Source organism: Nocardia sp. CA-107356, from assembly GCF_050946365.1.
In the GTDB taxonomy this organism is placed as follows: Bacteria; Actinomycetota; Actinomycetes; order Mycobacteriales; family Mycobacteriaceae; genus Nocardia.
Window position 1 is genome coordinate 5,295,332 of the sequence record NZ_CP191992.1, and the last position, 21,923, is coordinate 5,317,254.

At 65.6% G+C, this 21,923-nt stretch carries 26 protein-coding genes; 13 read left to right on the forward strand and 13 right to left on the reverse strand.

The features are described from left to right. Positions 1-357: 357 nt before the first annotated feature. Positions 358-1,848: a carboxylesterase/lipase family protein gene (locus tag ACQP1G_RS23880; RefSeq protein ID WP_433191784.1), complete on the reverse strand. Its 1,491-nt coding sequence runs from the start codon at positions 1,846-1,848 to the stop codon at positions 358-360. 112 nt (positions 1,849-1,960) lie between these two features. Between ACQP1G_RS23880 and ACQP1G_RS23885 the strand changes: the two genes are divergently transcribed. Further along, positions 1,961-2,371: a GlcG/HbpS family heme-binding protein gene (locus ACQP1G_RS23885; protein ID WP_433191785.1), complete on the forward strand. Its 411-nt coding sequence runs from the start codon at positions 1,961-1,963 to the stop codon at positions 2,369-2,371. A gap of 107 nt (positions 2,372-2,478) precedes the next feature. Next, the gene (locus tag ACQP1G_RS23890; RefSeq protein ID WP_433191786.1) at positions 2,479-3,999 is read left to right on the forward strand and encodes an FAD-dependent monooxygenase; all 1,521 of its coding nucleotides are present in this window, start codon (positions 2,479-2,481) and stop codon (positions 3,997-3,999) included. Between the two features lie 77 nt (positions 4,000-4,076). Here ACQP1G_RS23890 and ACQP1G_RS23895 read toward each other — a convergent pair whose 3' ends face one another. Next, entirely contained in the window at positions 4,077-4,487 is a 411-nt protein-coding gene (locus ACQP1G_RS23895) for a nitroreductase family deazaflavin-dependent oxidoreductase (RefSeq protein WP_433191787.1), read from the reverse strand. A gap of 207 nt (positions 4,488-4,694) precedes the next feature. Here ACQP1G_RS23895 and ACQP1G_RS23900 point away from each other — a divergent pair, with 207 nt between their 5' ends. After that, entirely contained in the window at positions 4,695-4,931 is a 237-nt protein-coding gene (locus ACQP1G_RS23900; RefSeq protein ID WP_433191788.1) for a hypothetical protein, read from the forward strand. Positions 4,932-5,209: 278 nt separating this feature from the next. On the opposite strand, the gene ACQP1G_RS23905 is transcribed toward ACQP1G_RS23900, so the two are convergent. Then, the gene (locus ACQP1G_RS23905; protein WP_433191789.1) at positions 5,210-5,785 is read right to left on the reverse strand and encodes a CGNR zinc finger domain-containing protein; all 576 of its coding nucleotides are present in this window, start codon (positions 5,783-5,785) and stop codon (positions 5,210-5,212) included. A gap of 103 nt (positions 5,786-5,888) precedes the next feature. On the opposite strand from ACQP1G_RS23905, the gene ACQP1G_RS23910 reads away from it, so the two are divergent. Together ACQP1G_RS23910 and ACQP1G_RS23915 are read left to right on the forward strand one after the other, a co-directional pair. Beyond that, the gene (locus ACQP1G_RS23910; protein WP_433191790.1) at positions 5,889-7,070 is read left to right on the forward strand and encodes an epoxide hydrolase family protein; all 1,182 of its coding nucleotides are present in this window, start codon (positions 5,889-5,891) and stop codon (positions 7,068-7,070) included. A gap of 26 nt (positions 7,071-7,096) precedes the next feature. After that, positions 7,097-7,294: a hypothetical protein gene (locus ACQP1G_RS23915; RefSeq protein WP_433191791.1), complete on the forward strand. Its 198-nt coding sequence runs from the start codon at positions 7,097-7,099 to the stop codon at positions 7,292-7,294. A 265-nt stretch (positions 7,295-7,559) separates the two neighbouring features. Here ACQP1G_RS23915 and ACQP1G_RS23920 read toward each other — a convergent pair whose 3' ends face one another. Next, positions 7,560-8,003 (reverse strand): nuclear transport factor 2 family protein, encoded by a 444-nt coding sequence (locus ACQP1G_RS23920; RefSeq protein ID WP_433191792.1) that lies wholly within the window; start codon positions 8,001-8,003, stop codon positions 7,560-7,562. 108 nt (positions 8,004-8,111) lie between these two features. Here ACQP1G_RS23920 and ACQP1G_RS23925 point away from each other — a divergent pair, with 108 nt between their 5' ends. After that, the gene (locus ACQP1G_RS23925) at positions 8,112-8,792 is read left to right on the forward strand and encodes an NADPH-dependent F420 reductase (RefSeq protein ID WP_433191793.1); all 681 of its coding nucleotides are present in this window, start codon (positions 8,112-8,114) and stop codon (positions 8,790-8,792) included. Between the two features lie 30 nt (positions 8,793-8,822). On the opposite strand, the gene murQ is transcribed toward ACQP1G_RS23925, so the two are convergent. The 5 genes from murQ to ACQP1G_RS23950 form a co-directional block, all read right to left on the reverse strand. Then, positions 8,823-9,716 carry an N-acetylmuramic acid 6-phosphate etherase gene (gene murQ / locus ACQP1G_RS23930; RefSeq protein WP_433191794.1) on the reverse strand — a complete coding sequence of 298 codons (894 nt, stop codon included), beginning with the start codon at positions 9,714-9,716 and terminating at the stop codon, positions 8,823-8,825. 49 nt (positions 9,717-9,765) lie between these two features. Further along, a complete protein-coding gene (locus ACQP1G_RS23935) occupies positions 9,766-10,629 on the reverse strand; it encodes a MurR/RpiR family transcriptional regulator (protein WP_433191795.1) in 864 nt (287 codons plus the stop codon). After that, the gene (locus ACQP1G_RS23940) at positions 10,622-11,785 is read right to left on the reverse strand and encodes an anhydro-N-acetylmuramic acid kinase (protein WP_433191796.1); all 1,164 of its coding nucleotides are present in this window, start codon (positions 11,783-11,785) and stop codon (positions 10,622-10,624) included. The genes ACQP1G_RS23935 and ACQP1G_RS23940 overlap by 8 nt, the downstream gene beginning before the upstream one ends. Beyond that, entirely contained in the window at positions 11,785-13,314 is a 1,530-nt protein-coding gene (locus ACQP1G_RS23945; RefSeq protein ID WP_433191797.1) for a sodium:solute symporter, read from the reverse strand. Before ACQP1G_RS23945 ends, ACQP1G_RS23940 begins: the two co-directional genes overlap by 1 nt. Before the next feature lie 74 nt (positions 13,315-13,388). Further along, a complete protein-coding gene (locus ACQP1G_RS23950) occupies positions 13,389-14,303 on the reverse strand; it encodes an N-acetylglucosamine kinase (protein WP_433191798.1) in 915 nt (304 codons plus the stop codon). 83 nt (positions 14,304-14,386) lie between these two features. Here ACQP1G_RS23950 and ACQP1G_RS23955 point away from each other — a divergent pair, with 83 nt between their 5' ends. Next, positions 14,387-14,881 (forward strand): DUF1992 domain-containing protein, encoded by a 495-nt coding sequence (locus tag ACQP1G_RS23955; protein WP_433208751.1) that lies wholly within the window; start codon positions 14,387-14,389, stop codon positions 14,879-14,881. An 87-nt stretch (positions 14,882-14,968) separates the two neighbouring features. Here ACQP1G_RS23955 and ACQP1G_RS23960 read toward each other — a convergent pair whose 3' ends face one another. From ACQP1G_RS23960 to ACQP1G_RS23970, 3 genes are read right to left on the reverse strand one after another with little or no spacing between them, the layout of a single operon-like run. Then, the gene (locus ACQP1G_RS23960) at positions 14,969-15,262 is read right to left on the reverse strand and encodes a chorismate mutase (protein ID WP_433191799.1); all 294 of its coding nucleotides are present in this window, start codon (positions 15,260-15,262) and stop codon (positions 14,969-14,971) included. Positions 15,263-15,283: 21 nt separating this feature from the next. Further along, a complete protein-coding gene (locus ACQP1G_RS23965) occupies positions 15,284-15,943 on the reverse strand; it encodes an RraA family protein (RefSeq protein WP_433191801.1) in 660 nt (219 codons plus the stop codon). Further along, positions 15,876-17,549 (reverse strand): MFS transporter, encoded by a 1,674-nt coding sequence (locus tag ACQP1G_RS23970; RefSeq protein ID WP_433191802.1) that lies wholly within the window; start codon positions 17,547-17,549, stop codon positions 15,876-15,878. The genes ACQP1G_RS23965 and ACQP1G_RS23970 overlap by 68 nt, the downstream gene beginning before the upstream one ends. A 94-nt stretch (positions 17,550-17,643) precedes the next feature. Between ACQP1G_RS23970 and ACQP1G_RS23975 the strand changes: the two genes are divergently transcribed. Next, the gene (locus ACQP1G_RS23975) at positions 17,644-18,237 is read left to right on the forward strand and encodes a TetR/AcrR family transcriptional regulator (protein WP_433191803.1); all 594 of its coding nucleotides are present in this window, start codon (positions 17,644-17,646) and stop codon (positions 18,235-18,237) included. Positions 18,238-18,257: 20 nt separating this feature from the next. Continuing rightward, entirely contained in the window at positions 18,258-18,653 is a 396-nt protein-coding gene (locus ACQP1G_RS23980; protein WP_433208753.1) for a TIGR03668 family PPOX class F420-dependent oxidoreductase, read from the forward strand. Between the two features lie 66 nt (positions 18,654-18,719). Here ACQP1G_RS23980 and ACQP1G_RS23985 read toward each other — a convergent pair whose 3' ends face one another. Continuing rightward, the gene (locus tag ACQP1G_RS23985; RefSeq protein ID WP_433191805.1) at positions 18,720-19,460 is read right to left on the reverse strand and encodes an SDR family NAD(P)-dependent oxidoreductase; all 741 of its coding nucleotides are present in this window, start codon (positions 19,458-19,460) and stop codon (positions 18,720-18,722) included. A 103-nt stretch (positions 19,461-19,563) separates the two neighbouring features. Between ACQP1G_RS23985 and ACQP1G_RS23990 the strand changes: the two genes are divergently transcribed. The 4 genes from ACQP1G_RS23990 to ACQP1G_RS24005 all read left to right on the forward strand — a co-directional run bounded on the left by ACQP1G_RS23990 (position 19,564) and on the right by ACQP1G_RS24005 (position 21,922). Further along, positions 19,564-20,394, forward strand: coding sequence for a mycofactocin-coupled SDR family oxidoreductase (locus ACQP1G_RS23990; RefSeq protein ID WP_433191806.1), 831 nt, complete (start codon positions 19,564-19,566; stop codon positions 20,392-20,394). Positions 20,395-20,614: 220 nt separating this feature from the next. Further along, positions 20,615-21,004 (forward strand): hypothetical protein, encoded by a 390-nt coding sequence (locus tag ACQP1G_RS23995; RefSeq protein WP_433191807.1) that lies wholly within the window; start codon positions 20,615-20,617, stop codon positions 21,002-21,004. Between the two features lie 52 nt (positions 21,005-21,056). Next, positions 21,057-21,506 carry a helix-turn-helix transcriptional regulator gene (locus tag ACQP1G_RS24000; protein ID WP_433191808.1) on the forward strand — a complete coding sequence of 150 codons (450 nt, stop codon included), beginning with the start codon at positions 21,057-21,059 and terminating at the stop codon, positions 21,504-21,506. Positions 21,507-21,511: 5 nt separating this feature from the next. After that, on the forward strand, positions 21,512-21,922 hold the full coding sequence (locus ACQP1G_RS24005; RefSeq protein WP_433191809.1) for a VOC family protein: 411 nt from the start codon (positions 21,512-21,514) through the stop codon (positions 21,920-21,922). Position 21,923: the final 1 nt, after the last annotated feature.

Here is a 21,923-nt window from a genome sequence, read left to right on the forward strand (position 1 = left end):
CTCGAGGCGAAGCGTGTCTGTACTTGTATAGGTCTTTGACGCAGCTCAGCACTCTGCGGTTCCCTCGACTCAGCGAAGAGGCATCCTTCTTTCAGTCGCACAGACCCTGCGGTCTCCCGGAGTTGTCCGTCGGTTGCTCCCGTTCGCCAGCGGACATGGGTGGAGGAATGCACGATGAGGAGTCCGTAGTCAACGGAAGTGAAAGGCCGAACCAGGCGGCAGGGCGCCCAGCGTCGATCAGGGTGTTCATGAGGGAGCACGTAATGGCTGCCGATCTCGCGGCCGCACCGGCGAAGACCTGCAACAACTTCCAGATCACACAGCGGTGCCACCCCTCAACTCACTTCGACACTGCGCCTAGCCGACCGACTTTCGCAACGCCGCCAACTCATCCCCACGCGGATCGCTCACGTCAATCGATTGCGGGCTGTCGAAGATCCGTACCAGGCGTGTATCGGGCTTGAACAGCGGCCATCCGGGATCGCCGTGCTCGGCGAAAGCTACCCACGCCGAATGGATTTCGTCGGCGAGCGACTGGGGCGGGTTGGGGCCGGTCAGTGAGTGTGCGCCGTCGAGCGCGTCGAAGACGAAGGGCACCTCCAGTACGTGGCATGCGCCGAGCCCTTCGATGGCCGACGGCCACGCGAACTCGTAGGCGTAGGTCGGCACGCCTGCGGCGGCGTTCGATTGCGCGAGGCGCAGGGTATCGGAACGGAAGGCGCGATCGGTGATGATCGCGGCGAAGATATCCGCAGGCGTCGCCGCTGGGCGGTTCGGTCCGTAGATATCCGCCAGCGCAGGATCCATTCCGTAGCGGGTGAGCACGAAAGGTAGTGTCTCCGCGGTGATCCCGGCGGCAACACCGGTCGGCACCGTGAAGAAGCGGAACTCCTCCGCGGTGCATCCCGCGATGAAGGGCACGGCGCGATCAGGCTGCTCGGCAAGCACCGTGACGGGCCTGCCCTCGATCAGTTCACCATCGATCACCGGGAGCCAACTCATGATGCCGAGCCCGTTGGCGATGATCGACGAACCCCAGCGCGCCGGATCTGGATCGCTCAGCAGTGCGAGTGCGAGCGCGTCCTGCGCGGCGCGAAGTTCATCAGGACCGAGGCGGCCGAAATCGTCTGCGACAGCGTTGATCCCGAGCTCGGTGGCCAGCTCACCGGCCAGCTTGCGCGCATCTTCGGCGGCGACCACCGCGGACCCATTGCCGCTCTGCATGATCGCCTGCCGGAACAGCCCACGCGACAGCGGCGAAGCCATCAGCGTCGCCACACTCATTCCGCCCGCTGACTCGCCGAATATCGTGACCCGATTCGGATCCCCGCCGAAGGATTCGATGTTCTCCTGCACCCACCGTAGGGCGAACAGCTGATCGTGCAGCCCTCGGTTGAGCGGAGCGTCCGCCACCGCCGCGAATCCGGAAATGCCGAGCCGATAGTTGATCGAAACCAGCACGACACCGTCGCGTGCGAACCCTGCACCGTTATAGATCACCCGGGCATTGGACCCCCGGGTATACGCGCCGCCGTGAATCCACACCATGACCGGCAGTCCCGAACCGCCCGGATCCGGCGTCCACACATTGACATTCAGATATTCGTCGCCCGGAATCCCGTCACTGCCGATCAGCGCGTGGATCGGTGGGGGATACGGCGACTGCACACACGTAGCGCCATGGGTGAGTGCATCACGAACCCCCTGCCAGTCCGGCACGCGCGTAGGCAGGCGGAACCGCGCGGGCCCGACCGGCGCGGCCGCATACGGCACTCCGAGAAATGCACTCACGCCGGCGGTCGTCCGGCCACGAATCTTGCCGCCGGTGACGGAAACAATCGGTTCCATGGGTCTCCTTCGTCCGACTCGATTCTCTACGCCGCACCGCCGCTGGACCATAGAATCCATCAGCTCACACAACTTCGGAATAGCCGGGGATATGCGGTGGTTGCGCACAACCATGACGATCACCCTCGACCAGGCACACGCCGTTATCGCCGCCGCAAGGACCGCGGCCACCGACCGATCCGAGACGGTCGCGCTCGCGGTTGTCGACCAGGGCGGCAATCTGGTCGCGTTCGCGCGCGCCGACGGCGCGCCGCTCATCACCATCGATACCGCGATCGGTAAGGCCTTCACCGCCATCTCGATCGGTGCGGACACCATCAACCTGACCCCGGCCATCCAGCCGGGCCAGCCGCTTTTCGGTATCGGACTCGGCCTGGCCGGGGCGCGATCTCTGGTTCCCTATGGCGGCGGTCTGGTCATTCGCTCCGGCGATACGGTCATCGGCGCGTTGGGCGTGTCGGGCGCGGCGCTGTCGCAGACCGACCACGAGATCGGCGTGGCCGCCATCGACCAGCTCGATTGAGTTCGGCATGAACGGCTCCCGGCGGCGAGCAGCGCCGCGGGAATGACGCAAGGCGCACGCAAGCCGACGCAAGACCTCCGCAATCATCGGTCGGCAGAGTCGGGTTCATGAACGAGACATTCGATGTGGTCGTTGCCGGGGCCGGTCCGGTCGGGCTGATGCTGGCCTGCGAACTGCGCTTGGGCGGCGTGGATGTGCTGGTGGTCGAACGGCTGACCGAACCCGATATGACCATCAAGGCCGGTGCGATCAATGTGCCGACCGCACAAGCCTTTTACCGCCGTGGACTGCTGCCCGACCTGCTCGAACAGCAGAACGCGGTGCTGGAGCGCATCCGCGCCGGTATGCCGCCGAGCGCCGAGGCGACCACCCAGCGCCTACCTATTGCCGGTCATTTCGCGGGCATCATGCTCCGCATGTCCGAGATCGACTTCGACGATCCGGCTTTCGCCGAACTCGGCCCGGGCGCCGAAGCGGTGATGGTGGCCCAACAGGGGATCGAAGCGATTCTGGCCCGGCGTGCCGCCGCATTGGGGGTCCAGATCCGTCGCGGCGTCGAGCTGACCGAATTCGATGATGACGGAACCGGTGTCACCGTTCGCGTCGGCGACAGTACGGTTTGCACGGATTGGTTGGTCGGGTGCGATGGCGGCCGCAGCACGGTGCGCAAGCAGGCCGGATTCGACTTTCCGGGTCTGGATCCGGAGATCACCGGGCATCAGGCGCTGGTCGAGATGACCGGCGCGGAGGGGCTGCGGCCCGGCTGGAACTCTACCGACACCGGAATCTATGTCAACGGCCCGATGCCGGGTCGTTTCCTCACCGTGGAGCTCGATGGCCCGCCCGCCGATCGCACCACGCCGGTGACCGCGGCCGAATTGCAGGCCAGCCTGCGCGCGGTCTCCGGCGTGCCGGTCGAGATCACCGCCGTGCACTCCGCGACTCGCTTCACCGACAACACTCGCCAGGTCACCGATTACCGCAACGGCCGTGTCCTGCTGGCAGGCGATGCGGCCCATGTGCATTCGCCGTTCGGCGGGCAAGGTCTCAATCTCGGCATCGGCGACGCGGTCAACCTCGGTTGGAAACTGGCTGCCGTGGTGCGTGGTGACGCGAGCGAAACCCTGCTCGATACCTACACCACCGAACGGCATCCGATCGGCGCTTGGGTCCTGGAGTGGACCCGCGCGCAAATCCCCCTGATGCGACTCGACCAGCGCAGCAAGGCATTACGCGGCGTGATGACCGATCTGCTCGCAACCCGCGACGGCTCGACCGCCATCTTCAAGAAGATCTCCGGCGTCCTGCACCGCTACGACCTCGGCACCGGCCATGACCTCATCGGCGCGGTCACGCCGGATATCGAACTCTCCGACGGCAGTCGTCTCGGTGCACACTGCACCGACGGTCGCGCGGTCCTGCTGGACCTCGACGACTCCCATGAACTCCGGACGATCGCCGCACCGTGGTCCGAACTCGTGCGCGTGGTAACGGCGAAACCCGTTGCACCACGGGAGCTTTCCGCGCTACTGGTCCGCCCGGACGGTTACGTGGCCTGGGCAGCGGACGCCGGCGCGCACAGCGGACTGCTCGAAGCACTGCGCCAGTGGTTCGGCGACAAATCCTGATCGTTCAGACCAGTAGTGCCCCACCGAGATCGGCTCGGATGAGCCGCGGCCCGACACCGCCGCGGCTCATCCGCGTGTCAGGCCGCCTGGCGATACACCGCGACGACCGGAATCAACCGGGACGTTTTGGCCTGGTACTCGCCGAAGCCCGGCATGATCTCGACCATTCGCGCGTACAGTTCGTCGCGTTCGGTACCGGCTACCACCTCGGCCTTCGCTCGGTAGCTCGCGGTGCCGATCTCCACGGTGAACTCCGGGTTCGCGCGCAGGTTGTGGTACCAGGCCGGATGCTTTTCCGCGCCGCCGTTCGAGGCGATGAGCACGATGCGCTCCCCGTCGGGAAGATAGACCAGCGGACTGGTGACCTGTCGGCCGGACTTGGCGCCCGTCGTCGTGATCAGCACCATCGCCGCACCCTCGAACATGCCGCCGACCTTGCCCTCGTTCGCGCGGAACTCATTGATCACCTGCGCATTGAAATCGTTCACTTCACTCCCATCGTTCACAGTGCTCCCCGCACCAACCCCAGCGGCGCGCCCGAAATTCCGCCACGCTCCTTGGGGTCCCGGTAGTAGTCGCGCGAAAACAACGAAGTTGCCTGGACCAGCGGTGATGTCGGGTGGCCGGTATCTGGATTCGGTTCCGATGTAGCGGCCAGTTTGGTCGCGGGTCAGCGTTAGGCCCGGGGCGGGGTTGTGCTGCTGATGATGGAGCGGCCGACGCTGTATTCCTCGGCCAAGTCCGCATTCCTCGGCCAAGTCCGCGAGGCTCGCGTCGTCGTCGGGGTCGTGGTACCGGCGGTGGATAGTTTTCCGTGCTGCGAGACGCAGTTTCGGTGCTTTGCCTTTGAGTCGGCCTTTGGCCATGCCTTCGCGAGTGCGGAGGTGCCCGAGGTTGGCTTCGAATTCGGCGGCCATTGCCGGGGTCTGTAGGAACAGCCTGTCGAAGGGGGCGTCCCAGTCCTAGATCGAGCTGCCGAGCCCGAACAGCACGCCGCGCTCGCGTAGGCCGGTGAGGGTCTGGCTGGCCACGGCCATGTCGCCGGCGAACCGGTCGAACTTGGTCGCAGTCAACACGACTGGGCGACTGGAGACCGCGAGCACGTTGATGGAAGGCGACGGATGGCTCTTAGTGGTGCCGTTGGGGTGCACCCAACGCGACAGATGTGTCGCAGACGTGGGGGCCAACCTGGATGTACCGAGGGTAACGACTACTTTGCTGAGTTGGGATTTTTGCGCTGGTTGGCATTGAAGCGCGCTTTCTTCTGACGATTCCCGCACGTGTTCATGTCACACCATTTGCGGGTGCGACTTTGGCTGGTGTCGAAGAAGGCGGCTCGGCAGGTTGGTGATGCGCACAAGGCCAGTCTTCCGTCTCGTTCGCCTGCGATGATGCTGATCGCGTCGGCGGCGATCACGCCTAGGGCATCTTCTACGCAGGAAGCCGAGCTGAGTCGCCATCGCCGATTGCCCTCGGGCGTCAGGATGGCCGCGGCCCGACCCTGAATGCTGCAGTCATTGATGACTTGGACAGCAGACGCAGGGAGAGCGTCTTGGATCGCGGCCGCTGTCGCGGCGGCGTGAATTGATTCCCTCAGTTCCCAAGCGAGTTCGAGCTGGGCGGTAGTGCAGGAGTCCACGGCTAGGCCGTTCGCTGCCAGCCAGTCGACGAGTCGGTGCGGCGTGGGAATGCGTTCCACAGCGTTGCCACGACGCTCCGTCAGAGTCCCCGTGAAGCTGGTCGCCAGCACGTTACCGAGGCGAAAGTCAGGGAACTCAGCATGCATGGAACCACCTTAGCGGGTTGCACGCTGGCATGAAGGCATGTTAGAACCGTCTTAGCCGGTTCGAGGTAGGTCTTAGCCGGTTTCACGATGACCAGGAGGTCTCATGTCCCGTCCAACCAGCGACGTGCAAGCATTTGAAACCCACGCAACTGACGCTGACCTCGACGATCTGCGCGCGCGATTAGCCGCGGCGCGGCTACCGGAAGCCGAGACGGTCTATCGCGCCGCGCCCGACCCTCGCCGATGGGAACAGGGCGTTCCTCTCGCCGACCTCGTCGATGTCGTGAACTACTGGCGCACCGGGTACAACTGGCGGTCGTTCGAAGCGCGCCTCAACCGGATCGGCCAGTTCCGCACGACCATTGATGATCTGGGGATCCACTTCCTACACCGCCGATCCGCGCGCGCAGACGCCACTCCTCTGATCTTGACGCACGGCTGGCCAGGCAGCATTGCTGAGTTCATCGATGTAGTAGACGAGCTGGCAGATCCGAAAGATGCAGACGCGCAAGCGTTCCACGTCGTGGTCCCGTCGTTACCAGGCTTTGGTTACAGCGACAAGCCGGCCACCACCGGATGGGGAACCGAAAAGATCGCGGCCGCATGGGTGGAACTGATGGAAAGGCTCGGCTACAGCAAGTTCGCAGCCCACGGCGGCGACTGGGGAGGTGTGATCACCACGGTCCTCGGCGGCAGGTTCCCGGCGCACGTTCTCGGCATCCACACAACGCTCGCGCAGGCACCGCCCGGGTTGACAACGGATGGGCTGACGCCGACCGAGCGCAAATGGACCGAGGAAACCCGCGATTTCTGGCGCCACCACGCGGCGTACGCGAAGCAGCAGGCGACCCGACCGCAGACCATCGGCTACTCGCTCGTCGACTCACCAGTCGGGCTTCTCGCCTGGATCCTTGACAAGTTCGCTGAGTGGACAGATACCGAAGACAGCCCGTTCGAGACAATTTCCAGAGACAGCATTCTCGACGACGTCACCCTGTATTGGCTGACGCGGACCGGCGCATCGTCAGCCCGCATTTATTACGAAAGCCACGGCGGTGTCAACTCGCTCGACCCCGAACTTCGGGTCGACGTCCCGTCAGCAATCAGTATGTATCCCCGCGACATCGAGAAGTGTCCGCGCCCCTGGGCACAGGAGCGGTACCGACAGATCGTCCGATGGAGGTCGCCCGAAAGCGGGGGACATTTCCCGTCGCTGGAGGTTCCCCAGTATTTCGTCAAGGATCTGCAAGAAGGCCTCGCGGCAGTGCTGGCCGCTAATCGGTGAACGCGGCCGGCGGCCGGGACTCGGAATTGGTCCGAGGATCCGAGCTGCGCGCCGAATACTCGGCCCGGCGAGGGCTCCAGCTCATCGCCCACCACGGCGAAGAGCAGGCACCGGCCTCGGCCCGGCTGGCCGCGCTCGTCGAATCCAAGCTGCGCGCCGCCGGCATCTCGGTCACTTGGTTGCCCTTCCGGCGGATCCTCGCCGTCGCGCGCAAGACCAGTTGAAGGCCATTGCGACGGCTATGGTCCGAGCAGCGGGATCGCGCTGTGGTCCGACTATGCTTTTCGGCTATATCTCGGTGTTCTCGGGCAGCGATCCCTACTTCGGAAAGGTTCTGCGATGGTTCCCAGCGTTCTTCCCTGTACCTGCGGTCCCGATTGCCAGTGCGGTTGCCAGGACGGCGGCGCCTGCCCGTGCGGCGGCGATAAATGCCAAAACGAATGACCGACCGAACATCCCGGCCGAGGCTCCCGATCCGGGAGCCTCGGTTCATATTCCGGCAGTGCCGGGCGCGACGAACATGAAGCTCTTCTCCTCGACGCGCCGCTTGATCCACCATCGGCCATCGACGCGTTCGAAGGTGTCGAGATACCAGAGCCCACACAGCATCAGGCTCTGCTGACCTTCGCCGGTCGAGACCAGCATCGGGTTGTGGCACATGGTGCGCCCGGTGGCGGTGTCACCGTCGACGGTGATCGACGAATTGCTGATCAGATGCTGGAACGCAAGGAAGTTCGGCATAACGGTGGCGAGAAATTTCTTCGTCGATTCGAGATCGCCGACCGCGCCGCCCATGGCCGAATAGTCGATATGCGCATCCGCGGTGAAGATATCGTCGAGCAGATCCCACTGATGGGTGTCGACCGCATGCGAGTACCGGACCATGAGGTCCTCGATCTCCAAGCGGTCCGAAATCTCCTGCAGGGACAGCATGGTGCCTCCGAATTGCCGACACTGTGTTCCGGCGGGGCGCGGAACTGTGAGCCAGGGTAGCGTCGAAAACGGTTGACCCCGCGCAGTTCCAGCAATGGGTGGGGAGAATTGCGGTTACCGAGGAGTGGTATGAGAATCGGCATTATCGGCGCAGGCCGGATCGGCGGCGGCATCGCCCGCCAACTGGCCATGGCGGGACACCAGATCCAGCTGGCCTTCAGCCGGAACCCGGACACACTGGCGGCCTTGGCCGCCGACATCGGGCGCGGCGTCACGATCGGTGCACCCGATGCGACGGTCGCGATCTCCGATGTGGTGGTGATCTCGGTGCCGTGGCCGGTACTGCCGGAGGCGTTGGCGCAGGTCGGATCCCTCGCGGGCAAGATCGTCATCGACACCACGAATCAATTCGGCGCGCCGCAGCCACCGGAAGGTACGACAGCCGCGCAGTTCAACGCGGAGCGGATGGCCGGCGCGCGCTACACCAAATCGTTCAATACGCTGACCTCGGGTTTCCAGGCAGATGCTGCCCATCGGGTCGGAGATGACCGGGTGGTGCAGTGGCTCTGCGGTGATGACGCGGAAGCCAAAGCGATCGTGGCCGGGCTCATCGCCGACGCCGGATTCGTGCCGGTGGATCTCGGTGCGACCGCGGCCACCGCGGTTATGGAGGCCCCGCGCCGCGATGGTGCGGTGTATGGCGAGGAGTATCGGGCCGCCGATGCGGATGCGGTGGTGACGGCGGTGGCGGACGGCAAGCCGATCCCGCCTACGCCCGAGTACCTCTGAGCCTGCTGCGTGGCGAACTCGGAGCACGAACTAGCCGAGGGCGTCACGCACCCGTCCGTCCGCGTCGTGCAGGAGTTTGCGCGCCGCCGGCGCTCCGACTCCGGCCAGGCGCATGACGATGGCGGTCTTGACGTGACCGTCGGCCGCATCCAAAAGCGCTGCGGCCGTGGCGGAATCGGCTCCGGTCGCCTCGGTGATGATCCGGCGGGCCCGGTCGACGAGTTTGGCGTTGGTCGGCTTCACATCCACCATCAGATTGCCGTAGACCTTGCCCGCCTGCACCATGGCGGCGGTAGAGAGCATATTGCACACCATCTTCTGGGCCGTGCCCGCCTTCAATCGCGTGGAACCGGTCAAAACCTCTGGGCCCGTATCGATTTCGATTCCGACATCGGCATGCGCACTGGCTTCGGCATTGCGGTTGCACGAGATGGCCACCGTCGCGGCGCCGATCGAGCGAGCCTGCCGCAACGCGCCGATGGCGTAGGGCGTTCGCCCGCTCGCGGCCAGCGCCACGACCACATCGTCGCCGGTGAGCTCGATCGCGGACAGGTCGGCGGTGGCGCGGGCGGGCTCGTCCTCGGCACCCTCGACGGCGCGCAGGAAGGCTTGCGGGCCGCCCGCGATGATCCCCAGCACCTCGCCGGGATCGGTGCCGAAGGTCGGCGGGCATTCCACCGCGTCGAGTACACCGAGTCGGCCACTGGTGCCCGCGCCGATATAGATCAAGCGGCCGCCGCGTCGCCGCGATTCGACGATCAGCTCGACCGCCTGCGCGATCTCCGCGATCGCCTGCGCCACCGCCGAAGCCACACCGGTGTCTTCGGCATTCATGGTGCGCAGTAACTCCTCGATCGGCATCGAGTCGAGTGTGGTGGTGCGCGGATTGGCCGCCTCTGTTGTCAGCGAACCTATTTCGGTCACCGCGCCACCGGTATCGCGAGGCGACGGCGAAATACTGCCCGGACGTGTTTCATTCGGCCTCCTTGGTTCGGCGATCGGCTACCGCGTCGTAAGTGCGGCGCAGGGCTTTGCCGGCGGACGGTGTGCGTTGCAGGACACCGACGTACAGTGCGTCGACGATGAGGAGTTGGCTCATGCGGCTGGCCATCGCCGCGGAACGGAATCCGTCTTCACGCCCCGCGACGAGTACCGTGTGCGCGGCGGAATTCGCGAGTCCGGAATGAGTTCCGGCCGTCACGGCGACTGTGGCCACGCCCGCTTCGGCAGCACGACGCACGGCTTCGACGACCGCGGCGGTTTCGCCGGAATGCGAGAACGCGACGCCCACATCGCCCGCCTGCAGCAGGGCGGCCTGGACCAGCGCATCGTCCTCGGATGTGCAGGCGGCACACCACATTCCGATGCGCGTGAGCTTTTGCGCCATATCCATAGCGACGAGTCCGGAGGCGCCGATGCCGACGAGTAGCACGCGTCGGGCACCCACAAGTGCGTCGACAACGGCCTGCATAGTCGCCGGATCGGCGAGTTCCGCGGTGGCGACCATGCCCTCGGTTTCGAAGGCGGTGAGTTTGTGCAGAACCTTGGACAGTTCGTCGTCGGCATCGATATCGGTGGCGAAAACCGGAGATCCGTCGTCGCCGCCGACCGCGGCCAGTGCGAGCCGCAACTGCGGATAGCCTTCGTAGCCCAGCGTTTTGGCCAGCCGGACCACCGCGGAGGTACTGGTCGCCGACCGCTCGGCGAGCTGACTGACCGTCAGCTGTGCGGCGGCGGCCGGATCGTGTCGGATCACCTGTGCGACGCGCAGCGCGGTCGGTGTGAGCCGCGGCAGCGCTGCCAGCAGGCGAGTGCGAACGTCATCACCCTCAGACATGGTGGACCCTGAGTAGTTGAGGCGCGGCGGCCGCAGCGGCCGGGATCGTGAACCCGGCCGCTCCCGGGGTGATCGAACCGAGTACGGTCGCGCGCTTCGCTCCGGTACAAGCGGGCTGGCTGCCCGCCAGGCCGTGTGCGGTGAGGAAGCCGAGCACGGCGAATGCGGTGGCTTCCTTCGCTGCCGAGGGGAGTCCGAGTTCGTCGGAGGTACACAGTTTCGCGCCGTCCAGGTGCGCGCCGAGCAGCGCCATCAACGTGGGATTGCGAGTTCCGCCGCCCGAGGCGATGACTTCGGTCGGGTGCAGCGGCGCGAGTGCGTCGGCGATAGTGCGTACGGTCAGCGCGGTCACAGTGGCGACAATATCGTCGGCAGATAAGGTACGGCCGTCCAACACGCGCTCCAGGTAGGCATGGTTGAACAGCTCCTTCCCGGTCGTCTTGGGTGCCGGTGCCCGGTAATAGGGTTCCGCGAGAAGGATTTCCAGCAGCTGCGCATCGACTTGCCCGCGTGCGGCACGCACCCCGGCGTGATCGAAATGCTCGCAACCGCCGGTGCAGCGTTCGACTGCGGCATCGATGAGCGCGTTCCCGGGGCCGGTATCGAAGGCGACCGGCTGGTCACCGGTGACGGTGACATTGGCGATCCCACCGATATTCAATGCCGCCGCGCGCCCGGGTCGTCCCGCCAGCCACAGCGCATCGAAGAGGCCGACGAGCGGTGCGCCCTGTCCGCCCGCGGCGATATCGCGCGAGCGAAAGTCGCTGACGACCGGTACTCCGGTGCGTTCGGCGATCCAGGCGGGCTGACCGAGCTGCAGCGTGCCGCGGGTCGTGCCGTCGGATACCCAGTGGTACATGGTCTGGCCGTGCGATGCGATGAGTTCGGCACTGCCGCCGAAGAATTCGCGCATCGCGGCATCGGCCGCGTCGGCGAAGGCCTGACCGATCGCGGTATCGAGTCGGCATACCGTCGCCATATCGACCGTACCCGGCGGCAAGGCCGCGATGAGTTCCGATCGCAACGAACCGGGGTACGGTCGGCTGAGCTGCCCGATGAGGTACACATGAATGGTCTGGTCCCGCAGGACGATATCCGCCCCTACGGCATCGATCGCATCGTGCGACGTCCCTGACATCAACCCGATGACGCGCACTACGCCACCGCCGCAACAGATTCCGGCTCTCGCCGCGTGGACGCTGGATGGAACAGACTCGTGATCGCGCCGACGACCAGGGTGACGAGCACACCGATCGGCACCAACCACTGTGCCGCGATACCCTTTTCGACCACCTTCCCCGCAACCGTGACATCGATCTTGATGACCCGCACCACGAATGTCATCACGATCACCGTGGCGACGAACGCCATGATAGCGTCGACCTGATTGGCGCGCGCCACCAGTCGCCCGAGCAGGAACGCGCCCAGCAGCGCGCCGTAGGTGTATCCGGCGATGGTGAGCGCCGTCAGATACACATTGCCCGTCGTCGCACTGAAGCCCATCGCGAACAACGCCATCAGCGCCGCCCACACCAGTGTCATGACCCGGGCGAGCCGCAGCAGTGTGTGATCGGGGATCGTCCGGCGCGAGAAGCTGCGAATGATGTCGGCGACCGTCGAATTCGCCATCGAATTCAGCGCCGACGACAGCGAACCCATTGCCGCGCCGAGGATTCCGGCGACGAGCAACCCCGAGATCACCACTGGAAGCCCGTGCAGAATGAAATTGGGGTACAGGCTGTCGGCACTGGCCAGCCCGAGTTCCTTTGCCGTCTTGCCACCGTTGTAGGACCACAGCAGCACGCCGACCAGAGAGAATGCCGCGAACTGGATGGCGACGAAGATGCCCGAGCCGATCATCGCCTTCTGACTGTCGCGCAGTGACCGCGTCGCCAGGATGCGTTGCACGATCAACTGATCCGAACCGTGTGACGCCATCGCGAAGATCGCGCCGCCGATGATCGCGGTCGGGAGCGCGAAGGTGCTGGTGAGTATGTGCGCGACACCGAAATCGGTATCGAAGACGCGGAACTTGCCCGCGTGCAACGCATCCGACCAGCCCGAAGCCCCGACGTGACCGGTGAGCACACAGATCGCGATGAGCGCACCGGCCAGGTAGAGGCCCATCTGCAACGCGTCGGTCCAGATCACCGCCTTGATACCGCCCAGGTAGGTGTACACGACGGTGAGCAGCGTCAGCACGATGATGATCGCGTCGTAGCCGAAGTCGAGCCCGAATTCGCTGAGCAGCAACTTGATCGGAATGGCGGAGGCGAACAGTCGCACGCCTTCGGCGAGCAGCCGGGTGAATACGAAGGTCACCGATGCCACACCCTGCAGGTAGCGGCCGAAGCGCAGTTCGAGGTACTGGTAGGCGCTGACGAACCCGCCGCGCTTGTACAGCGGGATCAGCACGATGGCCACGATCGTGCGCCCGATGATGTAGCCGATGGCCAACTCGACATTGCCGAAGGCCTGATCGGTGTAGGCGCCGCCGGGAACCGAGATGACGGTGAGCACGCTGGTTTCGGTGGCCACCACCGAGAAACACACCGTCCACCACGGCATTCGGCCCTCACCGACGAAATAGTCGCTGCTGGACTTCTGTTTCCCGGACAGCCGCAGGCCGATCCATGCGACGGCGACGAGATAGATGACGATGACGGCGAGATCGAGTGCGTTCAACGCAGCTCCCCGGTGACGCGGGCGGACGAGATGCAAATTAGTGTCAGGTGTCAGGGAAGATCTGTCAATGATTGTCAGACGATTCGGGTGACCAGGGCTTCGAGCGCAGTATTGGAGTCGACGGCGAGCAGGGCCGCGCCGTCGATCGGATCGCCGAGCGGGTCACGCCGGTCGATGGAGTCGGCGATCTGGCGGTCGAGCGGGTCCAGCAGCGGAGCACCGAGTTTGGTGAGTCCGCCAGTGATCGCGTAGGGGACCGGCGGGCGCATGCCGGACCGTTCGATGGCGGCGAGGACGGTGCGGCTGAGCGCGCGGGCGGCGGTTGCCATGATGGCCGCCGCGGTGTCGTCCATGGCAGCCGCGACGACGGGGGCGAAGCTGGCTGCGACCAATGCCGGATTATCGTGTTCACCAAGGTATTTCGGCAATCCGTCCAGGTCGATGCCGTAGTGTTCGCCGACCTTCTCGGTCAGGACGGTGTGTGGACCCCTGCCGTCGTGGGCGCGCAATGCGGCGCGCAGACCTTCGAGGCCGATCCAGCCGCCGCTGCCCTCGTCACCGAGCTGCGGTCCCCAGCCGTCGACTCTGGTGAACCGGCCCGCCGCGTCGACCGCCGTCGCGACGGCACCGGTTCCGATCGCCAGCACCACACCGGGGGATCCGCCGAGCGCACCGGCGTGTGCGGTGACGGCGTCGGAGGTGACGGCCACCGCGCCAGCGAACTCGGCCATGCGCCGGGCCAGGGATGCGGCCGCGGCCGGGGCCGATGCGGCACCGGCGGCACCGATCGAAAGCGTGAAAGTAGTCGGCATCGGTGATATCTGGTCGATGACCGCGTGAATCGCACGTTCGGCCGCGGCGACACCCGCGGCATGGGCGAGCCCGGGCGCACCCGGCGCTTCGGCATAGCCCGTCTGGCTTCCGCCGACGCGCAACGAAGCGCGACAGCCGGTCTTGCCGAGATCGATCGCGAGGACATGACTGGTCATGGGAAACATCCTTACCAGCAGACCGGGGTGTTTCCGGACCGTCCGTAAACTGGAGGTATGGACGTTCTGTCGAAACAATGGCCATGACCGAGCGCAAACCCCTCGGTGTGACCTTCGAATCGTGGATCGACAAACAGATCCGGGAGGCCACCGAACGCGGCGAATTCGACAATCTTCGCGGCGCGGGCAAACCGATTCCGAACTCCGCCTATGACGAGAACTGGTGGCTGAAGAACTATCTGCGGGGCGAAGGGGTGCGTGCGGACGGCCTGCTGCCCCCGTCCCTGGTGCTGCGTCGCGATATCGAGGAACTCCCCGAACTGGTACGGGATATGGCTTCCGAGCGTGAGGTTCGCGAAACGGTGTCGGAGCTGAACGAACGCATCGTGGACTGGCTTCGGATGCCACATGGGCCGTACGTTCCGGTTGGGCCGGTGAGCACCGAAGAGGTCGTCGCGCAGTGGCGCGGCGGCCGAGCTACCGTGCGGCGGGATGGGCAGCCGAAAACGATCGAGCCGAGGTCCCCGCATCCACCGGCCGAACCCCGTTGGTGGCAACGGATTACGCGCCGCAAGTAGACCGGATATCCGGACCGACCCGTGTGCAGCGAGCTGTGGCGAGAACCCGAATCGGCACGGGCCCGCCGAAGGGCTCTGGTATCGAGATCAGCTCTGTCGCAGCGCAGCTTGCGCACTGAGTTCGAGTTCGATGAAGGCATCGATCATGGCCCGCCACACCGATTCCGCCACGGCGGGAGCAAGACCCGCTTCCGTGGCGCGCTCGCGGGCCAGCGCCACCACCTGCGCCACCCGGTCCGGCGCGCGGACGGCGTGTTCATCGGTCTTGAACGCCGCGGCTGAACGCACCATGCCTTGCCGCTCTGCCAGGAGGCGGATCAACTCGGCGTCGATGGCATCGATGCGGGCACGGACCTGGGTGAGCGATTGGGGTACGGACACAGCCGCTCATCCTACGGGCCGTCAGACCAGGAACCGCAGTGCCGAGGGTTCGCCGCGTTCGAGGGCTGCGGTGTGCTCGGCGACGTTGAGACCGTCGCTCAGCGTCGACCCGGCGTCGAGTAGCGCGACAAGTTCGGCCTCGGCGTCTTTGACCGCCGCTGCCGCATCGAGCAAGGCCTCGATCCGTTCGGGAGCGACGACAATGACTCCTTCTGCATCGGCCAGGATCAGATCGCCGGGAGCCACCTCGACACCGCCGCAGATCACCGGGATCTGCAGCTGGCCGAGCTGAGAAGTGGTGCCCGCCATCGGCGTAACGAATCGGCTGTACACCGGCAACGCGCAGCCGCGGACATAGCCGATATCGCGGTACCCGCCGTCGACGATGATGCCGCCGAGGCCGCGGACGAGCGCGCCGCGGGCGAACAACTCTCCGGCGAAGGCGATATCGGCTCCACCGCCGTCGACCACGAGTACATCGCCGGGCGCGGCTGTCTCGACGGCCCGCAGCACCGCGAGGAAGTCGCCGCGACAGCGGACGGTGAAGGCGGGGCCGAAGATGCGCGGCTCGGCGGATCGCAGTCGAATCGCACTGTCCAGCACCCGCGTCGACTTATCGGCGTCGCAGATGGCCGTCGTGTCGACGGCGCGGAATTTTGTGGCGAGCTGGTCGATCGGCATCGGTGACGCCCCTTCGCGACTCGAATGACGGGATCAGCTGGCATCGTACGGCCCGGACTCGCGCCGCAACGGTACCCGCCCATCGAGGTCGGCGACGTTTGCGACCGGGCGACCAGATCGCGATCGGCACCGCGCCGACCAAGACCACGCACCCCAGTACGAATGCCGCCTGCGAAATGCCGTGCACGAAGGCGGCCTCGGCGAATTCGCGCAACGGTTGCCCTCCCGGACCCGACCGATCGGCCAGTTCCAGTGCCGCGGCATAGGATTCGGAGACGGGGCCGCGAGCCTGCTCCGGGAGCCGGGGGAGGGCGGGTTCGACCCGGGCGCTATAGCCTGCCGCAAGCACACTGCCCGCCACCGCGATTCCGATGGCGGCGCCGAGTTCGCGGGCGGCGTCATTGACCGCGGCGGCGACACCCTGCTTCGCCATGGGGGCATCGGTCATGATCAAGGCGGTCGCGGGCGCCATGCTGAACCCGATGCCGACGCTCATGATCAATAGCGGCCACAATACGTCGAGATAGGTTGTCCCACTGTCGAATCTGCTCGTTGCGAAGAGTCCCGCGGCGAGAACGACCATACCCGTCGACATCACCACCCGCGGCCCGATCCGGTCGGCCAGCCACGGCACCACGACCGACATCACCGCCAGTGGAACGACCATCGGACCTATGGCCGACGCCGCCCGCAGCGCGCTGTAACCGAGGACCAACTGCAGGTACTGCACGAGCAGTAGGAAGACACCGAATGTCGCAAGGAATTCGATGGTGATGGACGCCGCGCCGGAACCGAATCCGCGCAGCGCGAGCAGCCGCACATCCAGGAGCGGATGTTCGGACCGCATTTCGACCACGACGAAAGTCGCCAGCGCTACCGCACCACCCGCGAACAGTCCGAGGACCCCCGCGTTCAGCCAGCCGCGTAGCGGTGCCTCGATGGTGCCGACGACCACCAGCCCGATCCCGACGGCCACGCAGCCCGATCCGATCGGATCCGACGGTGGCCGATCGGCTTCCCGCGACTCCGGCAGGGTGAACGCGACCACCAGCAACACCGCGCCGATCCCCGCCAGAGTGGCGAAGATCGCGTGCCACGACCACCAGTGCAGCAGCGCCCCGGATCCGACGATGCCGAACACACCGCCGCAGCCCGCGACGCCTGCCCAGATGCCGACCGCGCGCCCCGTGCCCGACGGCGGGAAGCCCGCGGTCAGAATGGACAGTGTCGATGGCATGATCAGGGCCGCGCCGACGCCTGCCCCAGCCCGCGCGGCGATCAGCACGATCGGGTCCCGCACCAGCAGCGGCAGCAGTGAGGCGACTGTGAACACGAGTAAGCCGACGATCAACGCGCCGCGGCGCCCGTACCGATCTCCGAGCGCACCGGCGGGCAGTACCAGGCAGGCCAGCGCCAGGGTGTAGGCGTCGACGATCCAGGTCAACTGCACCTGGCTGGCGCCGATATCGACGGCGATACTCGGCAAGGCCGTATACAGCGCCGCCATGGAGGCGATCACCAGCGCTACGGCCAGGCACGACACCGTCAGCGTCCACCACAGTGACCGGGACAGGCGCGGCGCTTCCAGGATCTCGACTGTGTCCATGGCGCACTCCTCACACCATAAAACGATACTGTTGGTATCGCTACGCTACTATCAGTAGCATACGACTACCCGGTTGCGATAGACTCCGTTGGACATGGCCGAGCAGGAATCCGAGGATCCGCGAAAGATACGGTCCCGCAACCGATTACTGGACGCAGCCGCCGAACTGCTGCTGTCCGGCGGGATCGAAGCGGTCACCATCGATGCGGTCGTGCGGACCTCTAAGGTCGCCCGCACCACCCTCTATCGCCACTTCGACAGCAGCACACAATTGCTTGCCGCAACCTTCGACAGACTGCTGCCACCGCCAGCCGCGGCGCCGACCACCGGACCGCTGCGCACCCGGCTGATCGAATTGCTCTACCACCAGGCCACGCTCATCTCGCAGGCGCCGATGCAACTCACCACCTTGGCTTGGCTGGCACTGAGCCCGGAGGTGGCCGATCAGGGCTCCGCGCTGGCCGCCCTGCGTCATCGGTTCATCGAGCAACACCGTGCCCCGTTCGAAGAGGTACTCGCAAACCCCGATACCGCGGCACAACTCGGCGACTACGACACCGAACTGGCGCTACTGCAGCTCGTCGGCCCGATCCTCACCGCGAAACTCGTCGGTTTCGAACGCGATGATCGCGCCGACTGCGTCCGCATCGTCGATGACTTTCTGGCCGCCAGGCGGGCAGGGCGGTAGTGGTGCGACTACATGCAGGGATGGCGCGGGAGCGGTTCATCGCAGAACCGGTGGCCCGGCTCGCGACGGTTTCGGAGGACCTGCGCCCGCACATCGTGCCGATCGTATTCGCGGTTGCCGACGACACCATCTATACCGCTGTCGATGCGAAGCCGAAGACGACAACCGCCCTGCGCCGCTTGGCGAATATCGCCGCGAACCCGGGGGTCGCTGTCCTCGCCGACCACTACAGCGACGATTGGACCCAGTTGTGGTGGACCCGAGCGGACGGCACCGCCCGCATTACCGACAGCTCCGAAGCCCTACTGGCCCAACGCCTTCTCGCCGCACGCTATCCGGTGTACCTGACCCAGCCGCCGCCCGGTCCCGTCGTCGCCATCGACGTCATCCGCTGGTCGGGATGGTCCGCAAGCTGACCCGAGGTGCCATATGTGGGCGCCGGCCTGGGCAACTCGGCGTTCGAAGTGCCGGCGAATCCATGATCACGGCGCAATCGCAGCCTGGCCGCCGGTGACCTGCACGATCGCGCCGTTGATGTAACTCGCCGCGGGCGAGGCGAGGAACGTGACTGCGTTGGCGATCTCGTCGGCGGCCGCCGCCCGGCCCAGCGTCGCCAGCTCACCAAGGGCGTCGGTGAGGCCCGGAGTGGCTGCCGTACCGGGAGTTTCGGTGGGGCCGGCCTGCACTGCATTCACCCGGACCCCATCGCGACCGAACTCGTCGGCCCACACCCGCGTCAGCAATTCCAGGCCGGCCTTGCTCGCGCCGTAGATTCCCGCGCCACGTGCCGGCGTCCCAGCCGCGATAGTGCTCAGGTTCACCACGGCACCCCTGCCGCGTTCGGCCATCCCCGGCGCCAGTTGTTGCATCAGAATGTACGGCGCCCGCAGGTTCAGGTTGATGTGCTCGTCGAAAAACGCGTCGTCGGAGTCTGCGGTCGTGGCGAACTTGTATACGCCAGCATTGTTGATCAGGATATCGACGGCGCCCGCCTGCGCGGCCAAGCGGCGTACATCGTCGGCCGCGCCGAGATCGGCTGAAATGAAACGAGCCCTGCCTCCAGTGTCTGCGATCTCTTGAACCACCTCGGCGCCGCGTTCGATGCTGCGACCGTGCACCACCACGTCGGCGCCGCGAGCGGCCAGCTGCAGAGCGATCGCGCGGCCGATGCCCGCCGTCGCCCCGGTCACCAGTGCGGTCGAACCTTCGAGTGTGTTCGTCATACCTGTTTAACCGTGCTACGGAGGCCGTCGATTCCGGATTCGCGATAAACGTCCTGCGACCCCGTGTAACCATGGGACTGCCGAGTCGAGAGGGGATGCGGATATGGGGAAGCTGGACGACAAGGTCGCGCTGATCACCGGCGGCGCTCGCGGTCAAGGGCGTTCGCATGCGGTCACCTTGTCCGCCGAAGGCGCCGACATCGTGCTCTGCGATATCGCCGAGCCGATCGGCAGTGTGCCGTATCCGCTGAGCTCCGAAGACGATCTCGCCGAGACCGTCAAGCTGGTCGAGGAGACCGGACGGCGTTGTGTGGCGGTCAAAGCCGATGTGCGCAGCCGATCCGAGATGGACGCCGTCGCCGCACGCGCCATCGCCGAATTCGGCCGGATCGACATCCTGCTCGCCAATGCGGGTATCGCCTCGGGTGCCTCCATCGCCGAGATGGACGAGCAGATGTGGCAGGACATGATCGACGTCAACCTGAGCGGTGTCTTCCACAGCTTTCGTGCCGTGGTGCCGCATATGATCGAACGCCGATCCGGCAGAATCGTTGCTACCTCGTCCATCGTCGGCCGTATGGGAGCGGCGAACTCCGGCCACTACGTGGCGGCGAAGTGGGGTGTCGTCGGTTTGGTGAAATCGCTTGCACAGGAACTGGTTCCGCACGGTATAACGGTCAACGCGGTGCTGCCGGCCGGTGTGCGCACCGATATGATCATGAACCCGGCCATGTATGCCGCCATGGTGCCCGATATCGAGAATCCTACCCTCGAAGATGTCGAAGCCATGTTCGCCGCCGGACCGCCGAACGGCGATCTGATTGTGCCGCAAGAGGTTTCCGAAACAATCCTGCTCCTGGTCAGCGAACACGGCCGTCACTTCAACGGCGAAGCCATCACCATCTCCGGCGGGATGAGCGCGGGCACCACCTGAGACGCGCGACCAGAAGCCGACGGTGCCGACGCACGCGACGGCCGTCCTGCTGCGACCGAATCCGCTGCAGTACTCACCGAATCGACAGCACCCACCTACAGCCAACGAAGCGAGACAGCCATGAGTATGACTGTGCCGCTTCACGACTCGAAGTTGCGGCATCGTGAGCACGCTGATACACATTGCTGGCTCACAACGTAGGTAGGAAGGTAGTGATCGCATGCGCGGCGCATTTCTCACGATGGCGGCGGTGATCGGCGTGATCGGTGGTGGCGTCGTGGTGGCCGGGTCCGCGAACGCGGTCGGCGACGCTGCCACCTGCACAGTGCTCAGTACGGCGATCGATGATTTCAGCGCCGAAACCGACGCGATCGACAGCTCCAATGGCCGCGGACTGGCGGAAACGAAGCTGCGGTGGTCCGAGCTCACCACGAAATTCGCCGATGCCGAGGCCAATGCCGACCAAGGCCGGGTGCGGGCCACACTCAGCGATGCGGTGGTGCAGTTGAATCGGCTGGCGGCGGTGGCGGATCCGGATCGGCAGAGCGTGCTCAACGACCCGGCGTTCCTGGGGGCCATGTCAGCCGTCGATACCGCGTGCGGGTTCTAGCCGTTCACCCACTCCTCGACCGCTGGACTGCCGATATGGCACGATCTGGTAGGTGACCAGCAGACCGGCAACGGAGGACCACCTACGCGATCTCGCGCGGTTGCGCCGCGTACGCGACCGGATCGACCGGGAGTACGCGCAGCCGCTGGATGTCGAGGCGCTCGCTCGCGACGTGCATATGTCGGCCGGGCACCTCAGCCGTCAGTTCCGGCTCGCCTATGGCGAGCCGCCGTACGCCTATCTGATGACGCGGCGCATCGAGCGTGCGATGGCGCTGCTGCGTCGTGGTGATCTGAGCGTCACGGAGGTCTGTTTCGCGGTGGGCTGCTCGTCACTGGGTACCTTCAGTACTCGCTTCACCGAATTGGTCGGCGTGCCGCCCAGCGTCTATCGAGACCAGCAGGCGCTCGCGACGGAGGGGATGCCGTCCTGCGTGGCGAAGCAGGTGACCAGACCGATCAGGAATCGAGAAGCGCAGGCCACCGAGTCGCAACTAGCGTGATCGCCATGGACATCACCATTCACCAGACCTACCTCCCGCATAACGACCCGGACGCTGCCCTGGCCTTCTATCGCGACACTCTCGGCTTCGAGGTCCGCAACGACGTCGGATACAACGGGATGCGCTGGATCACCGTCGGCCCCGTCGGCCAGCCCACATCCATCGTTCTGCATCCGCCCGCCGCCGACCCCGGCGTCACCGACGACGAACGCCGCACCATTACCGAGATGATGGCCAAGGGCACCTACGCCAGCATCAACCTGGCCACCGCGGATCTCGACGGCGTTTTCGAAAAGCTGCAGGCCAGCGATAACGTCGAGGTCGTCCAGGAACCGACCGAGCAGCCGTACGGGGTTCGAGACTGCGCCTTCCGCGATCCCGCGGGCAATATGGTCCGCATCAAGCAGCTGCGCTGAG